At 70.4% G+C, this 22,898-nt stretch carries 19 protein-coding genes; 9 read left to right on the top strand and 10 right to left on the bottom strand.

The window, feature by feature from the left end; translation table 11 throughout:
* The first annotated feature begins 36 nt into the window (after positions 1-36).
* A complete protein-coding gene (locus tag ACWD2L_RS09870) occupies positions 37-1,803 on the top strand; it encodes a dihydroxyacetone kinase family protein (RefSeq protein ID WP_451188222.1) in 1,767 nt (588 codons plus the stop codon).
* Positions 1,800-2,303: a ribose-5-phosphate isomerase gene (locus tag ACWD2L_RS09875; protein WP_451188225.1), complete on the top strand. Its 504-nt coding sequence runs from the start codon at positions 1,800-1,802 to the stop codon at positions 2,301-2,303. The genes ACWD2L_RS09870 and ACWD2L_RS09875 overlap by 4 nt, the downstream gene beginning before the upstream one ends.
* An 11-nt stretch (positions 2,304-2,314) precedes the next feature.
* Here ACWD2L_RS09875 and ACWD2L_RS09880 read toward each other — a convergent pair whose 3' ends face one another.
* From ACWD2L_RS09880 to ACWD2L_RS09900, 5 genes are all read right to left on the bottom strand, one after another.
* Positions 2,315-3,745, bottom strand: a complete 1,431-nt coding sequence (locus ACWD2L_RS09880) for an MFS transporter (RefSeq protein WP_451188228.1) — start codon at positions 3,743-3,745, stop codon at positions 2,315-2,317.
* Between the two features lie 142 nt (positions 3,746-3,887).
* On the bottom strand, positions 3,888-4,907 hold the full coding sequence (locus ACWD2L_RS09885) for a dipeptidase (protein WP_451188231.1): 1,020 nt from the start codon (positions 4,905-4,907) through the stop codon (positions 3,888-3,890).
* Entirely contained in the window at positions 4,904-5,557 is a 654-nt protein-coding gene (locus tag ACWD2L_RS09890; protein ID WP_451188234.1) for a hypothetical protein, read from the bottom strand. The genes ACWD2L_RS09885 and ACWD2L_RS09890 overlap by 4 nt, the downstream gene beginning before the upstream one ends.
* Entirely contained in the window at positions 5,554-7,290 is a 1,737-nt protein-coding gene (locus ACWD2L_RS09895; RefSeq protein WP_451188237.1) for a hypothetical protein, read from the bottom strand. The genes ACWD2L_RS09890 and ACWD2L_RS09895 overlap by 4 nt, the downstream gene beginning before the upstream one ends.
* Before the next feature lie 86 nt (positions 7,291-7,376).
* Positions 7,377-8,162 (bottom strand): IclR family transcriptional regulator, encoded by a 786-nt coding sequence (locus ACWD2L_RS09900; protein ID WP_451188240.1) that lies wholly within the window; start codon positions 8,160-8,162, stop codon positions 7,377-7,379.
* Positions 8,163-8,356: 194 nt separating this feature from the next.
* On the opposite strand from ACWD2L_RS09900, the gene ACWD2L_RS09905 reads away from it, so the two are divergent.
* The gene (locus tag ACWD2L_RS09905) at positions 8,357-9,403 is read left to right on the top strand and encodes a YncE family protein (protein ID WP_451188243.1); all 1,047 of its coding nucleotides are present in this window, start codon (positions 8,357-8,359) and stop codon (positions 9,401-9,403) included.
* Positions 9,404-9,460: 57 nt separating this feature from the next.
* On the opposite strand, the gene ACWD2L_RS09910 is transcribed toward ACWD2L_RS09905, so the two are convergent.
* Positions 9,461-9,757, bottom strand: coding sequence for a hypothetical protein (locus ACWD2L_RS09910; protein WP_451188246.1), 297 nt, complete (start codon positions 9,755-9,757; stop codon positions 9,461-9,463).
* A gap of 114 nt (positions 9,758-9,871) precedes the next feature.
* On the opposite strand from ACWD2L_RS09910, the gene ACWD2L_RS09915 reads away from it, so the two are divergent.
* The gene (locus tag ACWD2L_RS09915) at positions 9,872-11,095 is read left to right on the top strand and encodes a cytochrome P450 family protein (protein WP_451188249.1); all 1,224 of its coding nucleotides are present in this window, start codon (positions 9,872-9,874) and stop codon (positions 11,093-11,095) included.
* A gap of 208 nt (positions 11,096-11,303) precedes the next feature.
* Positions 11,304-11,786: a hypothetical protein gene (locus ACWD2L_RS09920; RefSeq protein ID WP_451188252.1), complete on the top strand. Its 483-nt coding sequence runs from the start codon at positions 11,304-11,306 to the stop codon at positions 11,784-11,786.
* On the opposite strand, the gene ACWD2L_RS09925 is transcribed toward ACWD2L_RS09920, so the two are convergent.
* Positions 11,775-12,680 carry a phosphotransferase family protein gene (locus ACWD2L_RS09925; protein ID WP_451188255.1) on the bottom strand — a complete coding sequence of 302 codons (906 nt, stop codon included), beginning with the start codon at positions 12,678-12,680 and terminating at the stop codon, positions 11,775-11,777. The genes ACWD2L_RS09920 and ACWD2L_RS09925 overlap by 12 nt on opposite strands.
* Before the next feature lie 227 nt (positions 12,681-12,907).
* A complete protein-coding gene (locus tag ACWD2L_RS09930) occupies positions 12,908-15,223 on the bottom strand; it encodes a GH92 family glycosyl hydrolase (protein ID WP_451188258.1) in 2,316 nt (771 codons plus the stop codon).
* A gap of 10 nt (positions 15,224-15,233) precedes the next feature.
* Here ACWD2L_RS09930 and ACWD2L_RS09935 point away from each other — a divergent pair, with 10 nt between their 5' ends.
* The 4 genes from ACWD2L_RS09935 (at position 15,234) to ACWD2L_RS09950 (ending at position 20,042) form a co-directional block, all read left to right on the top strand.
* Complete coding sequence (locus tag ACWD2L_RS09935) at positions 15,234-15,572, top strand: hypothetical protein (RefSeq protein ID WP_451188261.1); 339 nt, start codon at positions 15,234-15,236, stop codon at positions 15,570-15,572.
* A 241-nt stretch (positions 15,573-15,813) separates the two neighbouring features.
* Positions 15,814-17,316 carry a flavin-containing monooxygenase gene (locus tag ACWD2L_RS09940; RefSeq protein ID WP_451188263.1) on the top strand — a complete coding sequence of 501 codons (1,503 nt, stop codon included), beginning with the start codon at positions 15,814-15,816 and terminating at the stop codon, positions 17,314-17,316.
* A 40-nt stretch (positions 17,317-17,356) separates the two neighbouring features.
* Positions 17,357-18,325, top strand: a complete 969-nt coding sequence (locus ACWD2L_RS09945; RefSeq protein WP_451188266.1) for an AurF N-oxygenase family protein — start codon at positions 17,357-17,359, stop codon at positions 18,323-18,325.
* A 109-nt stretch (positions 18,326-18,434) separates the two neighbouring features.
* Positions 18,435-20,042, top strand: a complete 1,608-nt coding sequence (locus ACWD2L_RS09950; protein WP_451188269.1) for an FAD-dependent oxidoreductase — start codon at positions 18,435-18,437, stop codon at positions 20,040-20,042.
* Between the two features lie 39 nt (positions 20,043-20,081).
* Here the strand turns inward: ACWD2L_RS09950 and ACWD2L_RS09955 are convergent, their stop codons facing one another.
* Both ACWD2L_RS09955 and ACWD2L_RS09960 read right to left on the bottom strand, forming a co-directional pair.
* Positions 20,082-20,771 (bottom strand): TetR/AcrR family transcriptional regulator, encoded by a 690-nt coding sequence (locus ACWD2L_RS09955; RefSeq protein WP_451188272.1) that lies wholly within the window; start codon positions 20,769-20,771, stop codon positions 20,082-20,084.
* A gap of 207 nt (positions 20,772-20,978) precedes the next feature.
* On the bottom strand, positions 20,979-22,838 hold the full coding sequence (locus ACWD2L_RS09960) for a chloride channel protein (protein WP_451188275.1): 1,860 nt from the start codon (positions 22,836-22,838) through the stop codon (positions 20,979-20,981).
* Positions 22,839-22,898 lie beyond the last annotated feature (60 nt).

Consider the following 22,898-nt stretch of genomic DNA (forward strand, 5'->3'; position numbering starts at 1 on the left):
ACGCGACGCACTGATGCTGTTTTGGGAGGTTCCCTCGTGACCAGACTCTTCGACGACCCGGCGAACTTCGCCGAGGACCAACTGGCCGGCTTTCTCGACCTGTACGCGGACCGGTTGCGCGGAGTACCCGGAGGCGTCGTCGCACACCGCGGCGAACGGCCGCAGGTGGCGGTCGTCATCGGCGGCGGCTCCGGCCACTACCCGGCGTTCTGTGGAACGGTCGGCCCCGGCATGGCAGACGGCGCCGTGGTGGGCAACATCTTCACCTCACCGTCGGCGACCCAGGTCTACTCGGTCGCCAAGGCCGCCGACCAGGGCAGGGGAGTGATCCTCAGCTTCGGCAACTACGCCGGAGACGTGCTGAACTTCCAGATCGCCGCCGACCGGCTGTGCGCCGAGGGCATCGACACCCGCGTCGTCATCGTCACCGACGACGTGGCATCCGCGCCGGATGAGGACCAACGCCGGGGCATCGCGGGCGACTTCACGGTCTTCAAGGTCATGGGCGCGGCGGCGGCCGAGGGCCTCGACCTCGACGAGGTGGAACGCCTCGGCCGGGCCGCCAACGCCGCGACGCGCAGCCTCGGCGTCGCCTTCTCCGGCTGTACGTTGCCGGGCGCGGGGGAGCCGCTCTTCGAGGTGCCCGAGGGACACCTGGGCCTCGGCCTCGGCATCCACGGCGAACCGGGCATCGAGGACGTACCGATGCTGAGGGCCGACGAGCTCGCAGCCCTCCTGGTCGAACGCATCCTCCAGGAGACACCTCCCACCGCGGGCCACCGGGTGGGCGCGATCCTCAACGGCCTCGGTGCCACCAAGTACGAGGAACTCTTCCTCCTCTGGGGCCGGGTGTCCGGACGGCTGCGGGAGCGCGGGATCGAGATCGTCGACCCCGAAGTGGGCGAGCTGGTGACCAGCCTCGACATGGGTGGCTGCTCACTCACCCTGATGTGGCTGGACGAGGAACTGGAGCCTCGCTGGCGCGCCGACGCCTACACCCCCGCATACCGCAAGGCACGCGCGCCCCTGTCCGGCCTGCGCGCCACCGACGCTCACAGCGGCACGGCCGCAGTCACCGAGATCCCCCAAGCGTCCCCCGCCGCAAGGGAGTTCGCCGACGGGATCCGCGCCGCCCTGTCGACCATCCACCGCACGATGGTGGCCAACGAGGAGGAGCTTGGCCGGATCGACGCGGTCGCCGGCGACGGCGACCACGGCCGTGGCATGGTCCGCGGCGCCCGGTTCGCCGCGGAGTGTGCCGAGCAGGCGAGCCGCGAGGCCGGCGCCGGATGGCTGCTGCGACAGGCGGGCCAGTCCTGGGCCGAGTACGCGGGCGGCACCTCGGGTGTGCTGTGGGGCGCGGCGCTTGAGGCGTTCGGCCGCACACTGGACGACGTCGCGGACGTCTACACGGCCGCCGACGTAGCCACCGGCGTACGAGCGTTCGCCGACGCCATCGGCGACCTGGGCCGCGCGACGCCCGGCGACAAGACAATGCTGGACGCCCTGCTCCCCTTCGCCGACACACTGCAACACGCGACGGACTCCGGCGCCGACCCGGCCGAGTCCTGGCGCTCGGCGGCCCTGGCCGCGACGGCCGCCGCCGAGGCGACGAAGGACCTGCGCCCCAAGGTGGGCCGGGCCCGCCCGCTCGCGGAACGCAGCGTGGGCACCCCCGACGCGGGAGCGACCTCACTCGCCCTGATCGTGACGGCACTGGCCGAGTCACCGCACACACAAGGACAGCCGCACACACAGGGCCCCGCACACGAACAGAACCGACAAGGAGTGACAACGGCATGACGGACCGGCTGCGTCTGGTCGTCGGCTGCGACGACGCCGGCTTCGAGTACAAGGAACGCATCAAGGCCGATCTCCAGGCCGATGAGCGCGTGTCCGAAGTACTCGACGTCGGCGTGGAGGCCGACGGCACGACCGCCTACCCGCACATCGGCGTGGCCGCGGCCCGCCTCGTCGCCGAGGACCGCGCCGACCGCGCCCTGCTCATCTGCGGCACGGGCCTCGGCGTGGCGATCTCCGCGAACAAGGTCCCCGGCATTCGCGCGGTGACTGCCCACGACGCGTACTCCGTGGAACGCTCGGTGAAGAGCAACAACGCGCAGGTGCTGTGCATGGGCCAGCGCGTGGTCGGCCTGGAACTGGCCCGCAAACTCGCCTCCGAATGGCTGCAACACCGCTTCGACCCGACCAGCTCCTCGGCTGACAAGGTGGCGGCGCTGAGCCGCTATGAGACGGATCTCGGCGGGGTTGGGGCGGAGGGGGTGGGGTTCACGGGGTGTTGAGGCGCTGCCGCCTATGACGTCGACCCGGACAACCTCTCCAGTGAGCGCCCCTTCGTCGCGGTCGACAGCGTGAGGGTGATGACGCAGCCCGCGGCGAGGACCGCGCAGATGAGGGTGAAGACGCCGGTGAAGCGGAGGGAGGCGTACATCGTGCCGATGAGCATGGGGGCGACGATGCCGCCGATCCGGCTGAAGGCGTCCGACGTGGCTGCTGCCATGGAGCGCAGCTGCGTCGGGTAGACCTCCGGGAGGTAGGTGTACAGCGGTGCGTAGAGGCCGTTGAGGAAGAAGCCGAGGAGCAGGCTGAGGACGAGGACCGACAGGTTGGTCTCGGCCTGCGAGACGAGGAAGGCGCAGAGGGTGGACGCGGCGAGGCAGGTCACGATCGACCACTTGCGGTCGGTCCGGTCGGCCAGCCAGGCGGCGGGGTAGTAGCCGAGTACCTGGGCGACCTCGACCAGGAGCGTGTACGTGAAGCTGTCGGTGATGCTCATGCCCCGGTCGAGCAGCATGCTGGGCAGGAACGTCAGGAACCCGTAGTAGGCGAAGCTCGCGACGAAGAACATGCTCCACACCACGATGGTCTGCCGCAGGTACGGTCCGCGCCACAGGCCCGCGAACTGCGCTGCCGCGCCCAGGTCCTCGTCGCGCGCGGCGGTTCCCGGCGGTTCGGGATCGGGCAGGGGCGCGCCGGTACGTGCGCGGACTGTCTCCTCCAGTCTGGTGACGACCGCCTCGGCCTCGTCGTCGCGGCCCTTGAGCAGCAAGTAGCGCGGTGACTCCGGCAGATTGCGCCGCCACCACAGGGCGAGGATCACGGGCAGGCCGACGAGGACCAGGCCCCAGCGCCACCCGTGGTCGACCCGGGCCACGACGAACGTGCCGATCAGCGCGGCCAGTACGTACCCCAGGCCGAAGAACCCGGCGAGGGAACCGACGTACGTGGCGCGTTTTTCGCGGGGTGCGAACTCGGCCAGGTACGGGATCACGATGTTGACGTTGACACCCACGCCCACACCCGCGAGGAAGCGCAGGGCCAGCAGGAACCCGAAGTCGGGGGCGGCGGCCGACAGCAGCGTGCAGCCGCTGTAGAGGACCAGGGACCACAGGAGCAGTGGCTTGCGGCCCACGCGGTTGCCGAGGAGGGCGAGTGACAGGTCGCCCACGAGCGCGCCGGCGAGCGTCGCGCTCGCGATCAGGCCCTGCTCGCTGCCGGTGAGGGCGAACGCCGTGGTGATCAGCGGCAGCAGGAAGGACATGATGCCCAGGTCGAGCCCGTCCAGGGTGGTGCTGAGGCCGCCCTGCGTGAGGATGCGGCCCTGCACCCATGTCATGGGGAGCCGGTCGATGCGGGCGGTCAGCCGGGCGGCGCGTTCGTCCCGGTCGTCCGAGGGTGGCGCGGCTCCGGACGGGTCCGGGCCCTGTGCCGGTTTGCGTGGCATGTTCGCTGTCTGCTCAGATGTCATGGCCCGTCGGCCTTTCGCTCGGAGGGCGGCCCGTCCATTGCCGTGGAGCAGGGGCCGCCCGAGGTGGGCGGGTTGTGGGTCGGGCGGACCGTTGCAGCGGGCCGCCCGACCGTGTGGCTCAACTGCCGTCGCCGCCCTCGAAGACGGTGGAGTAGAGGCGCAGCCAGTTGCCTCCGGCCACCGCGTGCGCCTCCTCGGGTGCGAAGCCGAACTCGACCAGTCGGCCTGCTACTTGGGAGAGGCCGGATGCGTCGGCAAGCCACTCGCCGGTGTCCGTGTCGGAGCCCGGAGACGTACCGAGGTCCGCGCCGCGTTGTTCGCCGCGTGTCCAGCGCCCCTTGCGCATCCACGCGAACTCCGCCGCCCCCGCCTTCGGGCTCAGGTCCGTCCCGATGGCGACGTGCCGCACACCGACGAGGTCGACCGTGCGAGCCACCATCGCGCACCAGTCGTCCAGGGTGCGCGCATAGTGCCCGCAGATGGAGCGGTACGTGGCGAGGCCCACGACACCGTCCCGCGCGGCGAGCGCCTTGAGCGTGGTGTCGTCGGCATTGCGCGGATGGTCGTACAGGGAACGGGGGTTGGCGTGGGTGAGGGCCACCGGGAGCGCGGAGTGCTCGATGGCGTCCCGCCGGGTGCGTTCGCCGGAGTGCGAGAGGTCGACCAGCATCCCGGCCGCGTTCATCTCGCGGACGACCTCGCGGCCGAAGCGGGTGAGCCCCGGGTCCGACTCCTCGTAACATGAGCCGCCGAACTCGGTGTTGTTGTTGTACGTCAGCTGCATCACGCGCAGCCCCATGTCGTGGAAGAGCCGCACGAATCCGAGCCGGCCCTGGAGCGGGCTGGCGTTCTGCGCCCCCAGGAGGATGGCGGTGCGGCCCTGCGCCTTCGCCTCTTCGATGGCGGCGGCGGTGCGAGCGGGGACGACGAGGTCGGCGTTGGCGGCGAGCAGGTCGTGCCAGGCGGCGAGCGCGTCCATGGTCTCGACCGCGTCCTCCCAGAACGCGACCGTGGCCGTCGCGCAGGTGACACCACCGGCGCGTAGTTGGAGGAAGACGTCGCGGTCGTAGGGGCCGCATTGCAGGCCGTCGATGAGGAGTGGTGTGTCGCGGGCGGGGGTCGGCGCGGTGGTGGTCACGAGGCGACCTCCACCGGCTCGTCCTCGCCGACCTCCGCGAGGATCTCGCCGCCGGGGCCGAAGAGGGAGTCACCGGCGTGTGTGCGGGACAGTGCGGTATCCGGGGTCAGCGCGGCCTCGGCCTCGGCGACGTAGCGCTGCCACAGTGCGGCCGCGACCGGCACCCCGTATGTCAGGGCGCGCAGCTCGGCGGCGTCGGGTTCGGGATGTGGGCCGTCGAGGGCGGGCCTCGCGGTGACCGTGGACCCGGTGAGGGTCAGCTCCACGCCGTGGCGGCGGGCCAGGGGTGGCAGGGCGCGGACGGTCCAGTCGTCGCCGGGGGCGGTGAAGGACGCGGAGCCGTCGGTGTGGGCGGTGGCTACGGCGAGGTCGAGGAGGTCGGCGGCCGTGGCGAGCGCGGGTTGCGTGTCGGGGGCGGGGAACTGGGCTGTGGTGCCGTCCAGTTGGGGCCGAAGGTGCCGGGCGCGCAGAGCGGGCAGTGCGTCCAGCAGACCGGCCAGGCCGCCGAGTCCGTGTGTCTCGGCGCCGACGACGATGTCCCGGGTCGCCGCCACGGAACCGAACGGGATCGCGGTGGTCAGCAGCACCCGGCCGGTCATGAGGCGCAGCTCGCGGACCGATACGCGCAGGTGGGAAGGGGTGGAGGTCACGCGTTCTCCTCGGTGCGGGCGGGGGCGGCGGCGGCCGGTCGTGCGGGCAGCGTCCAGTCGTCGTGGGTGTTTCGATGGATGGCATGGCGCGTGGGCGCGCCGTGGAAGAGCAGGCCGAGAACGTTGCGCCCCGCGGAGTCGGCGGTCTTGTCCAGGCCGTGGACCGCCGAGTTGAGGAACCGTACGAGGTGTGCGGGCACGAACGCGTCGTCGGCGATGTTCATGTGCGGGCTGTGCAGGGCCAGATCGGCGAGTCCTTGCACCCGTGCCACGGTGTCCCGGTGCTCGGGACGGCGCACGCAGAACGCTCCCGTGGTCTCGCGCGGATCGGCCGCCCTCAGGTCCGCGTACAGGGCCTGCACCGAACGCGGCACGTTGAGCTGCCAGTCGAGGCCTTCGGCGACCTCCTCGCGCGGCCCGCGTCGGGGCTCCTCCGCGGCGCGGGACTTGTACCAGATGTGACGCAGCGCGCCGGGCGCGGACAGGTCCAGGTCGAGCGCCCAGCGGTAGGCGGTGTCGAGGTACTCCAGGAGGGCCCCGGCCGTCTGCTGCGGCGTGGCGGTGAGTGTCTCGTCGACCCGCTGCGCCTCGACGAGTGGATCCGTGAGGTCCGGCACGCTGTCGATGAGCACACCGGCCAGGGTCTCGACGGCCCGCTCGTCCAACTCCGCGTTCCACAGGGCCCACAGGCGGGGGAGCGCGTCGTCGTCGCCCGGCCGCTCCAGACCGTCCAGGAGGGCAAGGGCCCGGTGCAGGGAGCGGGCGAGTGCGGCCGGCGGGTCGAACTGGTCGTAGACGGTGGGGTCTTGGGCGTGGAAGCGCGCTGTGCGTTCGATGAGCTGTCGTACGGCGGCCAGGTGCGGCGTGCCGCGCCGCGCGTCGAGGGCCTGCGCGAGGGCCTGTTCGCGCAGGCCGAGCAACCGGTCGACGAGCCGGGGGTGGTTGTTGGCGAAGAAGACGAGGCCGAGCGCGGACGCGTTGCCGAGACCCAGACGGCGTCGCAGCTCCGGGTCGAGCGCGGGGGCCTCGGGGTTGCGGTGCCGGGCCAGGTGCTCCGCGAGGTCCGCCGCGAACTCGCGCATCAGGTACGCGGCGAGCATCTGGGCGTGCAGCGGCGCGGCCAGCGGGTGGTTGTCGGGCAGCGCCGCGAAGGAGCGGGTGCCGAAGGTGCCGTTCCCGTCGAGGCCGGTGTTGCGCATCAAGTACCCGACGTCCCAGAGGCGTTGGGCGTCCGGCTGCCGCCCGTCCGCGAGGCTGGAGACGACGTCCTCGAACAGTCGCAGGCTGCGGTTGGAGCGGCACCACACCAAGGTGTGCGCGGTGGCCCGGCCGCCGTACAGCTTCGGCATCTCCCGTTCGGTGTGCGCGAGTTCACTCTCGTCCGCGGTGCCGTCGAAGAGCGCACCCGTCATGTCCCAGTCGGTGCCGACGATGCGGCTGGTACGTCCCTCGAGGCGCGGCCTGAAGGAGAAGGCGACGAAGTCGATGGGTCCGCCCGGCGTCCAGACGCGGTAGCGGGCGCGGCCGCGGGCCTGCTCGTCGATGGCGAACTCGATCCGCTCGACCCGCCACGCCTGCGTCACCATGCGGTTGACCAGGGCGCGGCTCGCGCTGAGCCGGGTGGGCGGGATCTGGGCCAGGCGCTCGGGCCGCAGGAGCTGGTCCGGGAGCCGTCCCGGGAGTCGGTCCGGGGTGCGCCCGGCGGGTTCGACGACGGAAAGGGGCACGTTCATACGCAGTCCTGATCGTGTGTGGGTGGTACGCCCGACGGGCCCGGGGAGTGGGCGGCCGGGAAATGGCTGGGGGAGGGGCTGAGGGGTCAGCCGTGCAGGCCGAGGGCCCCGCTGGTGTCGAGCCGGAGCAGCTGCTCGATCTCGTGGGCGGCCGGTCGCAGCACGGCGAGCGCGTCGGCCGTGGTGATGCGCTCACGTGGTCCGTGCACGCTGAGGGCCGCGACGACCCGGCCGCCGGGGCGGCACAGCGGGACGGCGAGCGCGGCGATGCCGTCCTCGTCGTCGTCGGTGGACGTGGCCCACCGGGTGCCGTTGATGACGGCGAGTTCGTCGGCGTCGGGCAGGGTGACACCCCGGGTGCGCAGCGGCTCCGTGATGTCATTGGCGGACAGTGCCGCGAGCAGCCGTCCGGACGCGCTGGTGGTCAGGCTCAGCCGGTCGCCGAGGAGCAGCGTGGCGTGCAGGGACCGGCCCGGATCGGCGCGCTGGACGACCCGCGCGGTGTCCGTGTCGAGCACGGTGATGCTGACGACCTCGCCCGCCTGCCGCGCGGCGCCCTCGACCAGCGGAGCCGTACGCTCACCGATGCCGGCCTGGCGCAGGGCGGCGTGTCCCAGATGGGCCGGGCGCAGTGTCAACCGGTAGGCGCCGTCCGGGAGTTGCTCCATCCAGCCGGCCACCTCCAGGGTGACCAGCTGGCGGTGTGTCTCGGCCCGCGATGTGCCCATGGCCCGGGCGAGGGACGAGACCCGGACGGGTTCCGTCGCGTCGGCCAGCGAGTCGAGCAGGGCCAGCGCCTTCACGACCGTGGCCAGGGGAGGAGTGGCGGGCCGTGGTGGCCCCGGCGTCGCGGCGCTTGTCACAGTATTCATGACACCGTCTTTCTTTGAGAGACGGCGGGACTTTAGGGAGCGGCCGGGGGTTGCACAAGGGGTTGGCGCATTAATTCCGGATCGGCCGGCGTGTGGGCCCTTCTGGGGCCCGGACGGGCATCCGGGGCATTGTAATTATATTAGGTTAGCCTTGCCTAATATTTACTCATTGAATCGGCAGGGAGACCTCACCCATGTCCTCGTTCAACAGACGTGTCCACCGCACTACGGCGACCGCTGCCGCCCTCGCGGCCTGCACCGCTTTCACGCTGACGGAGTCCGCCGCCGCGGCCGAATCGACGCTCAGGTCCGCGCCGCTCGCCCCCGGCCTCTACCAGTCCGCGTACTCCGAGAGGAACGACGTGCTGTGGGCGACCAGTTCGGTGGGTCAGCCGCCGGCGCCGGTCACGGACTCGCGGTTGGTGCGTCTCGACCCCGGCACGCTGGAGGTGGAGGCGACCCACCCGATGTCCCTCGACGACACCGATGGCACTGTCGAAGCCGCCTACGGCATCGACGTGGACGACGAGCACAACACGGTGTGGGTCACGAACACCCGCAACGACAGCGTCGCTGTATACAGCCAGAGAACGGGCCGCCACCTCGCGACCGTGCCCGGCGTCGCGCACGCCCGCGAGATCGTCGTCGACGAGAAGCGGGACACCGTCTGGGCCACGGCGTTCGGCACCGGTTCCGTCGTCGCCTTCAACACCCGTACGTACAAGGAGACCCGGCGCGTCACCGTCGAGGGGTCGGGCCCGGCGGGCCTCGCGGTGAACGAACGTACCGGAGCGGTCCACGCCACCGACTTCACGCACGACCGCATCATCCAGATCACCCCCGGCTCCTCCGAGCCACGCCTCCTCCCCACAGGAGACGGCCCCTTGTCCATAGCCCTGTCCGCGGACGGTCGCACCGCGTACACCGCCGACCAGGGTGCGGGCGGTGTGTCGGTCGTGGACCTGCGCAAGGGCGCGGTCGTCAGGTCGACAGCCACCGGCGTGGGGGCCAAGTCCCTTGCTGTCGTGGGGCGTTCCGCATGTGTGCTGGTCGTCAACCGGCTCGACGACAGTGTGTCCGTCGTCGACACACGTTCCGGGGCCGTCAAGGAGACGATCAACACCAACGCCCTGCCCAACCACGTCCACATGAGCGACGCGAACACCGCCTACGTCCTGGACAAGTCGGCCGCCGGGCCGAACGGCGAGGATCATGTCAGCCGGATCGACGTGGCCGGCTGACGTCAGCGGCCCGGAAGCGCGCCCGTGCGCTCCGCGTTCGTGCGCTCCGCTTTCGTGTCAGCGCATGGTCGACTCGATGCGTTCGACCTCCTGCTTGGCCTCCACGAGCCCCGCGCCGGTCGCCTCGCGGTAGGCCTTGACGGCCGGGATCTTCTTGCCGTCCCGCAGCAGCTCCCGCACGCGGTCGAGCGGCGGTCCTGCCGCGCCGGCCTCGATGCCCAGGTGCTCGATGACCAGGTCCAGCTTCCGCTCGACGCGGGCGGTCCTGCGGTCGGCGCGGTCGACCTTGCGCTCGATGGTGCCGACCGCGATGAGCACGCCGACCAGGAGAATGAGTATTGCTGCGATGTCCATAACCGGAGATCCTAGGCAACGACCGGTGAGCCTAGGCAACGACCGGCGAGTCCAAGGCGACGCGGATGGCACGAAAGCTACGCGGACACCGCCACGCCGTTGGATCCTGAGGTCATGACCGACCCGACCCAGGACCCCCGTTTCCTCCGGGACCCCTATCCGGCCTACGCGGCCATGCGGGCCACCTGCCCGGTGCAACCCGTACCCGCAGGCACCGGAGGCCGCACCAACTACGTGGTCACCGGCTACCAGGAAGCCAGGGAGGCCCTCCACGACGCCCGGCTCTCGAAGGACACGGCCGCCTTCTTCGCGGGCAAGGAATCGCGGCGACGACTGCACCCCGCGGTCGCGCACACCATGCTCGCCAGCGACCCGCCACGGCACACCCGGCTTCGGCGACTGGTGACGAAGGCGTTCACGACGGGGGCCGTCGCGCAGCTGCGACCGTTCATCGCCCGCGTCACGGAGGAGCTGTTGGACCAGTGGCACGCCGGTGAACCGTTCGACTTCGTGGCAGGCCTGGCGGTGCCGCTCCCGGTCACCGTGATCTGCGAACTGCTCGGAGTCCCGCCGACCGACCGGCCCGACGTGCAGCGCTGGTCGGCGGAGCTCTTCGCGGCGGGGGAGCCCGATGTCATCGACACGGCCTCACGCGCGATGGCGCAGTACATGGCGGACCTGATCGCCGCCAAACGCCTGGACGCCGGAAGCTCCCTCCTGGACCGGCTCATCGCTGCCCGCGACGGCGAGAACCACCTGGATGAACACGAACTCGTCTCCCTGGCGGTCCTGTTGCTCGTGGCAGGACACGAAACCACCACCAACGCCCTCGGCAACGCCCTCCTGGCGCTGCTCCAGCACCCGAACCAACTGGACCGCCTCCGCCGCAATCCGAACGAGATCCCCGCCACCCTGGACGAACTCCTCCGCTTCGACTGTGCGGTGAGCACGTCCACCTTCCGCTTCACCACGGAGACCGTCACACTCGGCGGGACCGACATCCCCGCCGGTGTCCCGGTGTCGGTGGCTCTCGGAGCGGCGAACCGGGACCCGGCACGCTTCCCGGAGCCGGACGAACTCGACCTGGACCGCGACGCCGCAGCCCACCTCGCCTTCGGCCACGGCATCCACCGCTGCGTCGGCGCACCCCTGGCCAAGGCCGAGATGGAGATCGTGCTGCGAGCGGTGCTGGCGCGGTTCTCGGTGCTGCAGCTGGCGGTACCGGCAGACGAGTTGGTGTGGCGACGCACCCGCCTCGTACGCGGATTGTCGTCGCTGCCCCTCGTGGCCTCGGAGGACGCCCGAATCCCGCTGGTGCGGTCCCGCCCCACCCAGTAAGGTCGGGATCTTCGGACGGCGGAGGCCGTCCTGGCCGAACTCGCGACGGTCTTCCACGGAATGACCGCACACCCGGACGAGTCCAACTGCGAGTGTCACTGGGGGAGTGCGGAGGAGCCGTCCCTGCTCAAGACGCCCTGACGTAGAGCTGGATCCGGACCTCCTGAGCCGCACGTGGCAGGCCATCGACTGGACGGATCGCGGGTCGGTGCTGGGCCGCATCCTGCCGCAGTTCGCCCCTGCCCTGGTGGCCGGTCGCGTCGATCCGCTGTTCGGGCTCGAAGAGGCGGGGGCTTCCTTCGCCCGCGGCCGCTGGTGGCGGTGGCCCGCCGAACAGGCCGACGTGGTGAGTGAGTTCCTGCACGCCTGGTGGGTGCAGAGCCTCACGGACCCGGACGCGGCCGTCCCGGCGCACCAGGTTCTGGCGATGTGCGCCGAGACGTCCGGCACGGTCGCCCCCCGGCTCGCCGAGTGGGAGCGGCAGACCGGCCCCCTCAGCGACCAACGGCTCGCGGAGTCCGCGGAGGAGTGGGAGTACGCGCTGTTGGGCGACCAACTCCCCTGGTACGTCAACTGGTACGAGAACGACGAGGGCCGGATGCGCGCCGAGCTGTCGGCCTGGCTCCACGGTCACGCTGGACGCACCCGCACTGGCCGGGGCGTCGCTACTGACACGGCATCAGCCCGGTGATGACGCTGACATCAGCCCCGTGACGTACGCGTCGAGGCGCCTCTCCACGACCCGCGTGGTCAGCTCCGTCCGGCCCGCCTCCCGCCACGGCCGCGCCACCACGTGCACCTCTTCGGAGAACGCGAGGGCGTCCCGCACCCGCCAGTACAGCCGCTCACCCGCATCGGGCGCGAGCACTCCACCGGCCTCCTCGTACGCGTCGGCGAACCGCTGCCCCCACTGCGGGCTGTGCAGCAACGCGAGGTTGGTGCAGCAGTGCGCCACGTCGAGGTCCGTCGGACCCCATGAGGTGCCGGCCCAGTCGACGACGCCGGTGATCCGGGTCAGAGGTGTGTCGAACAGTACGTTGGCGAGGTGGAAGTCCCGGTGCAGGAAGCGCCCTTCGTAGGGCGGCGCGGGCTCCCGGATGAGGTCGATCGCCGCGGCCCATGCGACGGAGTCGGCGCTCTCAGGGACCACGACGGTGTCGGCGGTGGTCAACGCCTCGTACTTCGGGGGCCGTTCGCCGGGACACACCGCGTGAATCGCCACGAGTTGGCGCGCGAGCAGCCGGACCCGTTCGCCCAGCCCTGCGTCGCCGAGCAGCGCACGGCCCGGCAGATGTGTCATCAGGAGCGAGGGGTACTCGCAGTGCGCCGCGGTCGGATCAGCGCCGATCAGCTCGGGCGCCGGTACGTCGGTCGCCCCCGCGAGCACGGCCAGCGCACCGGCCTCCCTGTCCAGCGCCTCCTCGGCACGGTCCACGAAGAACGGGTCCACGTAACTGCGCAGCACGAGATCACGGGTGCCGCCACCGTGCGCGGCGACGGTCAGCCTCCGCATCTCGGCGGTGACACCACCGTGCAACGCTTCGACACGGACGATCCGTTCACCCGCGTCAAGGAACCGCCGCACCCACGCAAGCGTCAACGGCCGGACCGTGGCCGACCTGTCGGCTGCCTCATCGCGATTGATCACCGTGTCACCGCATCATCCGGAAGAGGCCCCGCACAAGCGCATTTCGCGATGGCCGCATCGAGGGCCCGGCGTCGCGTACGCCGAGGAGACGCGGCTCCGGTAAGACGCGCGCCCCCGTAGAAGTGGGGCGCGGCCCCGTGAACGAGGAGCCGCGCCCCACCGCCTCACTTCCCGGCCATCGCGGGGGGCGCCGCGTTCGTGCCCCACGTCGTCGGCTTGTCCGAGAGCTTGACGCCGATCGTGCCGGCGCCGAGCAGGTCCTTGTGGGAGAGCCAGCTCTGGCGCAGCGGGGTGCCCTTGCCCGTGGTCACGGACGAGACGTACTGCAGCTTCGACGCGTCCGCGCCCGGTGCCGAGATGCTGATCTTGCGGCCGTGCGCCGGACGGATCTCGACCTTGTCGAACATCGGGGCCGACAGGACGTACTTCGCCGAGCCGGGCTGGACCTCGAAGACGCCGGCCATGGCGAAGACGAGCAGCGACGACGTGGCGCCGAGGTCGTCGTTGCCGGGCATGCCGTACGGGTCGTCGGTGAACAGCGTCCGCATGGCCCGCAGCACCGAGGAGGTCTTCCACGGGGTGTCGGTCCACGCGTACATCCACGGGGCGTGGAAGTCGGGCTCGTTGTTCGGGTTGAACGCGAAGTTGTTGTGGTAGTCGTACGCGCCCGTCACCCAGGAGTCCTTGGCGGCCTTCGCCGGGTCGCTGAGCACGGTCGGCATGTCGAAGAACTTGTCGAGCCGCTGCTCGGCGGCCTTCTTGCCGCCCATCAGGCCGTACAGGGCCTGCGGGTTCTGCTGCGCGAGCCACTGGTACTGCCAGGCCGTGCCCTCGTGGAAGGCGCCGGACTTGGTCGGGTCGGTGTCACCGGCGGCGCTGCCGTCCGCGTTCCTCGTCACGGGGAACCCGGTGAAGCCCTGCGAAGTGACGTCGGAGTCCCACAGCTTGGTGAAGTTGTCGCAGCGCGAGGCGAGCGTCGCGGCCTTGTCCTTGTGGCCGAGACCGTCCGCCATCGTGGACAGGGCGCAGTCGCCGAGCGCGTACTCGAGCGTGGCGGAGCCCGCCTGGCGGGTGTCGCCGAACTTGTAGCCGGGCAGGTCCTGGTAGCCGACGAAGCCGTTCTTGACGTACGTCGGGTTGCCGTCGCGGCCACGGAAGGTGGACTGGTCGGCGGGGACCTCGTTGACGTTCTTCCAGAGCGCGTCGAAGAGCTCGCGCGAAGTGCGGTGGTCGAGCAGTCCGCGGTTGTAGAGGTCGACGATGAACGGAGTGACGGGGTCGCCGCTCATCACGTTCGTCTCACCGTTGCCGAGGCTCCAGCGTGGCAGCCAGCCGGCGTCCTTGTAGATGCGCAGCAGGGACTTGGCCATGTCGGCGGCCTTGTCCGGGTGCAGCAGCGCGATCAGTTGGTTCTGCGAGCGGTACGTGTCCCACAGCGAGAACATCTGGTAGTACGTGGACGCCGAGCGATGCACCTTGTCGTCGAGGCCGCGATAGCGGTTGTCGACGTCGGATCCGATCGACGGGTGCAGCAGCGAACGGTACAGCGCGCTGTAGTACGTGCGCTGGTCGGCGGTGGAACCACCGGCGACGCGCATCCGGTTCAGCTCGCTCTGCCAGTCGTCGTGCGCTGCGGAGCGGGCCCGGTCGAAGGAACTCGGCTGCTCGGCCCCGCGGTTGAGGCGCGCGCCGTCGACCGAGGTGTACGACATGCCCACCGAAGCGCCGACCTTGTCGCCCTTCGACGGGTCGAACGACAGCCAGGCACCCGCGCGCTTGTCGCCCCGCGAGGCCGCACGCTGGTTCGGGGTGAGGGTGCCGTCGCTCCACGTGCCGAACGTGGAGAACGACCGGTTGAACTTGGCGCTGAAGTAGACCCGGTAGCGCTCCTTGCCGGTCTCCCCGCAGAAGTTGCCGCCCTGGACCCAGCCTTCGACGGTGTTGTCACCGACGACCTTGATGTCTCCGGCGTACGTGCTGCCGTTGCTCTCCCCGGCCTCGATGAGGACGTTCTCCGCGCCCGAACCGCTGGGGAAGGTGTAGCGGTGCTGGCCGGTCCGCTTGGTCGCCGACAGCTCGGCTTTGATGCCGTTGTCGAACTTCACGCCGTAGTAGCCCGGCGAGCGGGTCTCGTTGTCATGGCTGAACTTCGCGCCGTACTGCGCCGGATCGGACGACGTGACGTCGCCGGTGGTCGGCATGAACCGGATGTTGCCCATGGTCTGGCAGCCGACACCCGAGAGGTGCGTGTGGCTGAAGCCGAGGATCTTGTCCTGCGCGTAGTCGTACGAGGCGTACTTGTTCAGCTGTGTGTCGGGGCTCAGCTGGACCATGCCGAAGGGCGTGGTCGCACCGGGGAAGGTGGTTCCGTCGCCGTTGTTGCCGATCGACGTGTCGACCAGGCCGGTCGGGTCGGAGGCGAAGCCGGGCCCCGCCTCCTTGGCACTCGCGACGCCGGGGGTGAGGGACGCGGCGGCCACCGTGGTGACTATGAACGCGGCGGTGAAGGTGCGGCTCAGCGACCGCAGTGGGTTGAGCGACCTCAGCGGTCTGCGTGCGTTCTGCGGGTTCGGTGATGGCGACGCTCTCATCGCGGCCCTCTCGTTAGACAACGTTGTCGACGTGATGCCTGACGATCTTTGTCTTGGGGGAGGGGATTCGTCAATGGATGAAGGTGCGGGGCCTGTTGGGGTCGGTGGGAATGGAGGGCATGCGCTGCGCGCCACGGTCGAGCAGCACACGGACCAGCCGGCGGCGGAGCCGTGGCGAATGCTGGGCGCGGCCGACACGGAGCGGCTGTATGGGACGGAACAGGGCCCCCACCAGTGACAGCGTCTCCTACGGCCCAACTTCTGTGCCGCCTATGGGCGTTCGGCCGCGCCACGCGCGTCCCGGGGTGTGACCCACGTCACGTTACCAACGGTATCTGAAACAGCGTGTCGCAGGTAAATTGCGGGTACCGCGCAGATGAGAACCACGTGTCTGAGTACCGCCGACGCCCCGAGTGGCGTCGAACCCTCCGTCCCTGTCTCTCTCAGGGGCTCACGAGCGAGAGCGAGGACCCTCCGCGATGGAGCAGCAGCACGTCGACGTCCTGGTCATCGGTGCCGGAATATCCGGCATCAGCGCCGCGCGCCATGTCCTGCGCGACAACCCCAGGGCCTCGCTCGTCGTACTCGAGCGCCGTGCCCGCGTGGGCGGCACCTGGGACCTCTTCCGCTACCCCGGCATCCGGTCCGACTCCGACATGCCCACCTTCGGCTTCGGATTCCGGCCCTGGACCGACGCGCGCATCCTCGCCGACGGCGCGCGGATCCGCCAGTACGTGGAGGACGCCGCGTCCGACGCCGGCATCCTGGAGCGCACCCGTTTCGGCCGCCGCGCCATAAGCGCCGACTTCTCGCACGAGAGCGGGCGTTGGACCGTCGAGGTCGAGGACGAGGGCACCGGCGAGCACGAGTCGTACAGTGCCGGCTACGTCGTCGGCGCGACCGGCTATTACGACTACGACAAGCCCTACCGCCCCGAGTTCCCGGGCGAGGTCGACTACCAGGGCACGCTCGTGCACCCCCAGCAGTGGCCCGACGACCTCGACTACGAGGGCAAGCGCATCGTCGTCATCGGCTCCGGCGCCACCGCCATCACCCTGCTGCCCGCGATGGCCGACAAGGCCGCGAGCGTCACCATGCTGCAGCGTTCACCCACGTACGTCCTGGCCCTGCCGGAGGTCGACCCGCTCACCTCCGTCATGAGGAAGCTGCGCGCTCCCGCCCGGCTGACCCACAAGGTCGTCCGGGCCCGCAACATCGCGCTGCAGCGCGGGAGTTACGCCTTCTGCCGCAAGTACCCCCGCCTCGCCCGCAAGGCGCTGCTCGGCCTCGTACGGGCGCAGGCCGGCAAGGGCGTCGACATGCGGCACTTCAGCCCGAACTACAAGCCCTGGGACCAGCGCCTCTGCGTCGTCCCCGGCGGCGATCTGTTCAAGGTGCTCAAGCGCGGCAAGGCGGCCATCGCCACCGACCACATCGACACGTTCACCGCCGACGGCATCCGTCTGAAGTCGGGCGAGGAGCTCAAGGCCGACATCGTCGTCACCGCGACGGGCCTGAGCGTCCGCCTCATGGGCGGCATGGACGTGACCGTCGACGGCGAGCCGGTGGACGTCACGAACCGTGTCCTCTACAAGGCCGTCCTGCTCGAGGGCGTGCCCAACATGTCCCTCGTCATCGGCTACACCAACGCCTCCTGGACCCTGAAGGCGGACCTGGCGGCCGACTACACCGCCCGCCTGCTGGCACACATGCGGCGGCATGGACACGACATCGCCACCCCGGTGGCCTCCGACGCCGACCGCTCCGAGTTCTCCGTCATGGGCGAGGCGCTGACCTCCGGCTACATCGCCCGCGCCGACAAGGTCATGCCGCGCCAGGGCACCCGCGACCCGTGGCGGCTGTGGAACAACTTCTACCGCGACCGCGCCATGCTTCAGAAGGCCCCCATCGACGACAGCCCGCTGCGCTTCGACAAGGCCGGCCGGCCCGCCGATGTCAAGGAACCGACTCGCGCCGCCTGACGGCTCGCTCCACCCCTACCACCGACAATCGAGGACGAAGATGACCCCGAACCTGTCCAGGAAGGTCTACGACGAGCGCCTGCGGACCCTGTCCGAGGGCTCCGTCAACGTCAACTTCAACGCCTTCATCGACATCAAGTGGGACGACCCCGAGTTCGCCGTGGACACCAGCGACACCCGCTGGGTGCTCACCTCCGCGGACGCCCTGGGCGCCCACCCCTGGTACCAGAAGCAGCCGTTGGAGACGCAGATCCGGATCGGGATCTGGCGCTGGGCGGTGATCGCCAAGGTGGGGATGCAGTTCGAGAACCTCCTGATGCGCGGGGCACTCGACTACATCTACCAACTGGGCAACCAGAACCTCGAGTTCAGGTACCTCACCCACGAGATCACCGAAGAGACCCACCACACGCAGATGTTCCAGGAGCTGGTCAACCGCACCGGCGTGGACACCGCGGGCGGCAAGCGCTGGTTCCGTCAACTCAGCCGGGTGCTACCGCTGTTCGGCTCCCTCTACCCCGAGGCGTTCTTCACCGGCATCCTCGCCGGTGAGGAGCCCATCGACCACCTGCAGAAGGGGGCTCTGCGCAGCGGGGAGCCGGTGCACCCACTGCCGCAGCGGATCATGCAGATCCACATCGCCGAGGAAGCCCGGCACATCTCCTTCGCCCACGAGTTCCTGCGGCTGCGCGTCCCGCGCTACGGCAAGGCCCGCCGTGCCGCCCTGTCCGTCCTCTTCCCGCTGATCATGCGGATCCTGTGCGACGTCATCATGATCCCGGACAAGAAGTCCGCCGATCTGGTCGGCATCCCGGACTGGGTGATCAAGGAAGTCTTCTGGAAGTCCGAGGCCGGCCAGAAGATGCTCCAGGAGCTCTTCTCCGACGTGCGGATGCTCGCCCGGGACATCGGCCTGATGAACAAGGTGTCCCGCCCGCTGTGGAGGGCGCTGCACATCGACGGCCGCCCGGCACGCTTCCGCGGCGAGCCCGCACCGCTCACCGACTGACCGCCTCGCAGCCCCGCACCGCTCATCGGCTGATTGCCTCTCAGTCCAGCTCCGCCTTCTGCTGAACGTCCCAACTTCTGCTGAACGCCCGAACGGAGACCAGCCCGCCGTGCCGTACGCCGTCACCCGATCCTGCTGCGCCGACGCCTCCTGCGTGCTGGCTTGTCCGGTCAACTGCATCCACCCCGCGCCCGGCGAGCCTGGATTCGCCACCGCCGAGATGCTGTACGTCGATCCGCAAACCTGCGTGGACTGCGGCGCCTGCACGTCGGCCTGCCCGGTCGACGCGCTCAAGCCGCACACCGCCCTCAGCGAGGCGGAGTTGCCGTTCCTGGAGCTGAACGCCTCCTACTACAAGGACAATCCGCACGACGACCGTGCGCCGATGTACGTCGTCCCAAAGCAACGCACACTCCCTGCGGGCGAGTTGTCCGTCGCCGTCGTCGGCGCCGGCCCCGCCGGGCTCTTCGCCGCCGACGAGTTGCTGCGCCACCCCGGCGTCCGCGTCACCGTCCACGACCGGCTCCCCACCCCGTACGGTCTCGCGCGGGCCGGTGTCGCACCCGACCACCAGGACACCAAGCAGGTCACCGAGCTGTTCCGCACCATCGAGTCGCAGCCCGGCTTCAGCTACCGCCTCGGCGTCGAGGTCGGCACCGACCTCACCCACGCCGACCTGCTGCGCGAGCACCACGCGGTGATCTACGCTGTCGGCGCCTCGACCGACAAACGCCTCGGCATCGAGGGCGAGGATCTGCCCGGAAGTGTCTCGGCAACGGACTTCGTCGCCTGGTACAACGGCCACCCCGACCGCGCGCACGACGACCACCGCCTCGACACCGAACGCGCCGTCGTCATCGGCAACGGCAACGTCGCCCTCGACGTCGCCCGCATCCTCACCGCCGACCCCGACGCACTGGCCCGCACCGACATCTCCGACCGCGCGCTCGCCGCGCTGCGTACGAGCAAGGTGCGCGAGGTCGTCCTCCTCGGCCGCCGGGGACCCGCACAGGCCGCGTTCACCGTGCCCGAACTCCTCGCGCTCTCCGCCCTCAAGGACGTGGACGTGAGCATCGAGGGCTGGCCCGAGGGCCTCGCTCATGACACCAACGACAAGACGCGGCTGCTGGCCGAACTGGCCGCCCGCACACCCGTCGAGGGCCGCCGCCGGATCGTGCTGCGCTTCCTCGCGGGACCGGCCCGGCTCATCGGCGAGGACCGCGTACGCGCCCTGGAGGTCGCTCCGACCAGCCTGCACACCGACGAGGACGGCACCGTGCGGGCCCGGCCCACCGGCGCCACCGAGACCCTGGAGACCGGGCTCGTGCTGCGCTCCGTCGGCTACCGCGCCCGGCCCGTCGCCGGCCTGCCCTTCGATGAGGCCAGCGCGACCGTCCCGCACGGGGCCGGCCGCGTCGAGCCCGGTGTCTACGTCGCGGGCTGGATCAAGCGCGGCCCGACCGGGTTCATCGGCACCAACAAGACCTGCGCCCACGAAACGGTCGAGTCCCTCCTCGACGACTTCGCCGCGGGCCGCCTCCCGCAGCCGGAGCCCGCGGCCACGGCTGCGCCCGACGCCCTGGGCCTGGAGGCATGGCAGGCGATCGACCGCGCGGAACGGTCGGCGGGCAGGTCCCAGGACCGCCCCCGTGTCAAACTCACGGACATCGAGTCCCTGCGGCAGGCGGCGCAGGCCACTCCGGCCATGACGGGCTGACGAACAGTGCTGCCGGTCGCAACACGACCGGCAGCGCCGTCAGGCCCCCTCCACGTCCGCCACGCGTTGCTGCGGCGTCAGCTCCACGCCGAAGTCCCGCAGTGCCGCCTCCAGTACCGCCCAGACCGAGCGGCACAGCATGGCGCGCAACTCGTCCTCGGACAGCTCGCGTTCGGGATCGCGCATCCACTGGTTGACCGCGGTGTCCACGAACCCCACGATGCCGACCGCCACCGAACGGATCGGTGCGCCCTTCAGCCCAAGAGCCGCCAGTACGTCACCGAACCGCTCGCTGAGCATCAGCGCGATGGCCGTCTTCGTGTCCGCCACCAGCGAGCCGTCACCCATCGCGTGCTCGGGGACACCCATGTAGGCGTACAGGCGCGGATGTTGGGTCACCCAGTCCAGATGCGCGCCCACCACGCGGTGCACGGACTCCTCGACGGTGCCTTCGAAGCTGAGCGTGGGTTCCATCCGCTTCACGAACGACTCCACGACCCGCCGGCGGATCAACTCGTCGAACGAAGCACGGTCCTTGAAGTGCCGGTACAGCACGGACCGGGGCAGGCCCACGCGCTCCGCCAGGCGCTGCATCCGGAAGTGCGCGCCCTCGTCCTCGATGAGCGCGACCGCCGCGTCCACCAACTCGACCTGACGCTGTGCCTTGTGCCCGTCCCAGCGGGTGGAGCGTCCATCGATCTGCGGCTCACCGCCGGTTCTCTCCGCCATCCCCACAGGATATCGGCCCGATCCGAACACATAACCAGGGCCACGGCCGAAGTCGCGGATCGGAGGACGATCCGGACTCTTTGGCCCGAACGGCGCGCTTGCGCCACTCCGGCCACCCAGTGTGGAAACGTTCCTTCCGCAAGGTGGCCGCCGCCGGGGACCTTCCGCCCCCCTCCTGGGCCCCGGCGGCGCTTGCGTTCGTGCGGTTTAGTCCGCGGCCTGGAGCTGCGTACGCCCTCGCAGGAATGTGCGCTCCGCGTGTTGCTCCTCGTGGAGGTCGATGCGGCGGGCCTCCAGTAGCTGACTCAGGCTCAGGATGCCTGCCACGCGGTCCGGTTCTTCGCGTGGTGTGACGAGGACGCGGGTGATGTGGTGGGCGGCCATCCGGTTGGCGACCGTACGCAGGGTCTCGTCGGGGTGGGCGATGACAGGCGGCACGGCGAGCGCGTGCAAGGGGCGGGTGTCGTCGGGGGAGACGCGTAGTACCTGGTCCGAGGTGACGACGCCGGACAGTGTGCCGCTGCCGTCGAGAACGGGGAAGAGGCGCTGCGCGGCCACGCCCGACACGTCGCACTCGTCGCGCAGCGTACGAAGCCGGGCCGCGGTCGTGTCGACGCTCGCGTCGGCGTGCAGGGTGAGGACGGACGGCGGGGTGTCGAGCTGGCGCACGAGGTGGACCTCGAGCGGGTCGACGGAGTACTCGCGGGTGAGGTGCAGTCCGCGGCGCGCGATCTTCTCGGTGAGCACGGATCTCTTGAGGATGATCACGGAGAGCAGATACGCCGAGGACGCGGTGATCACCATGGGGACGAGCGCGTTGACCTCATGGGTCAGTTCGAGGCAGAAGACGATGCCGGTGAGCGGGGAGCGCATGACGCCGCCGAGCACACCGGCGAGGGACACCAGGGCCCAGAAACCGGGGCTGACGGCGGGGAAGACGAGTCCCTCCGCGGCCCCGAGCGCCCCTCCGATCATGAACATGGGGGCCAGGACGCCACCTGACGTGCCCGAGCCGAGCGAAAGCCCCCAGATCAGGGTCTTGACCACGAGGATGCCGATGATCAGGCCGACGGTCGCGCGGCCGGTCAGGAGCTGGTCGATCACGTCGTAGCCGACGCCCAGAGCGCGCGGCTCGACCAGACCGCCGAGGCCGATGACGGCGCCTCCGATGGCCGGCCACCACATCCAGTGCAGCGGGATCCGGGCAAACATGTCCTCGGAGAAGTAGACGAGCCAGGTGGCGACCAGGGCGAGGAGACCCGCGCCGATTCCGGCGACGACGCACAGCCCGTACGCGGACAGCGGCAGCCGGTCGGGGACATGGGCCCCCGCGAAGAGTGGAGCGGTGCCGAGGATCGGGCCGCGCACGAGCGTCGCGGTCACGGCGCCGACCGCGACCGGTATGTAGGAGCGCGGGCGCCACTCGAACAGCAGGAGTTCGACGCCGAGCAGGATCGCGGCGAACGGGGCGTTGAACGTGGCGGCCATGCCCGCGGCGGATCCCGCCACCAGCAGGGTCTTGCGTTCGTCGGTGGTCACCCGCAGGAACTGGGCGAGGATCGAGCCGACCGCGCCACCGGTCATGATGATGGGGCCCTCGGCGCCGAACGGGCCGCCCGTCCCGATGGACACCGCTGACGAAACCGGCTTCAGGAAGGCGATCCGGGGCTGGACCCTGCTGCCGCCGACGAGGATCGACTCGATGGCCTCCGGCATCCCGTGCCCGCGGATCTTCTCCGATCCGTAGCGCGCCATCACGCCGATGGCGAGCCCGCCGATGACGGGCATGAACAGGATCAGCCACCAGTGCGTGGTGGTGGCGGGTGTGGTGTCACCGAAGGAGAAGCGGCCGTGGAAGCAGAGGTTGGTGAAGAGGGCGATCAGCTTGAGCAGGCCGACCGCGACGAGCGCCGCCACGGCCCCGACGGGCACGGCCAACGCGGCGATCACCGCCACCCTCGGCATGACGTGGAAGTCACCCAAGTGCGGAATCTTGGAGTGGGCGTGGGGAGTCGGTTGTGCGGCGGCAGGCTCATGGGGAGCTGCGGCGGCTGTGGGCGTGGCCACGGAGCCTCCGTTTTCATGGTGCGTGAGCGGGCAGGGACCTGCCGCCGTGCGGGCGCGCGG

The organism is Streptomyces sp. NPDC002754, assembly GCF_053592315.1.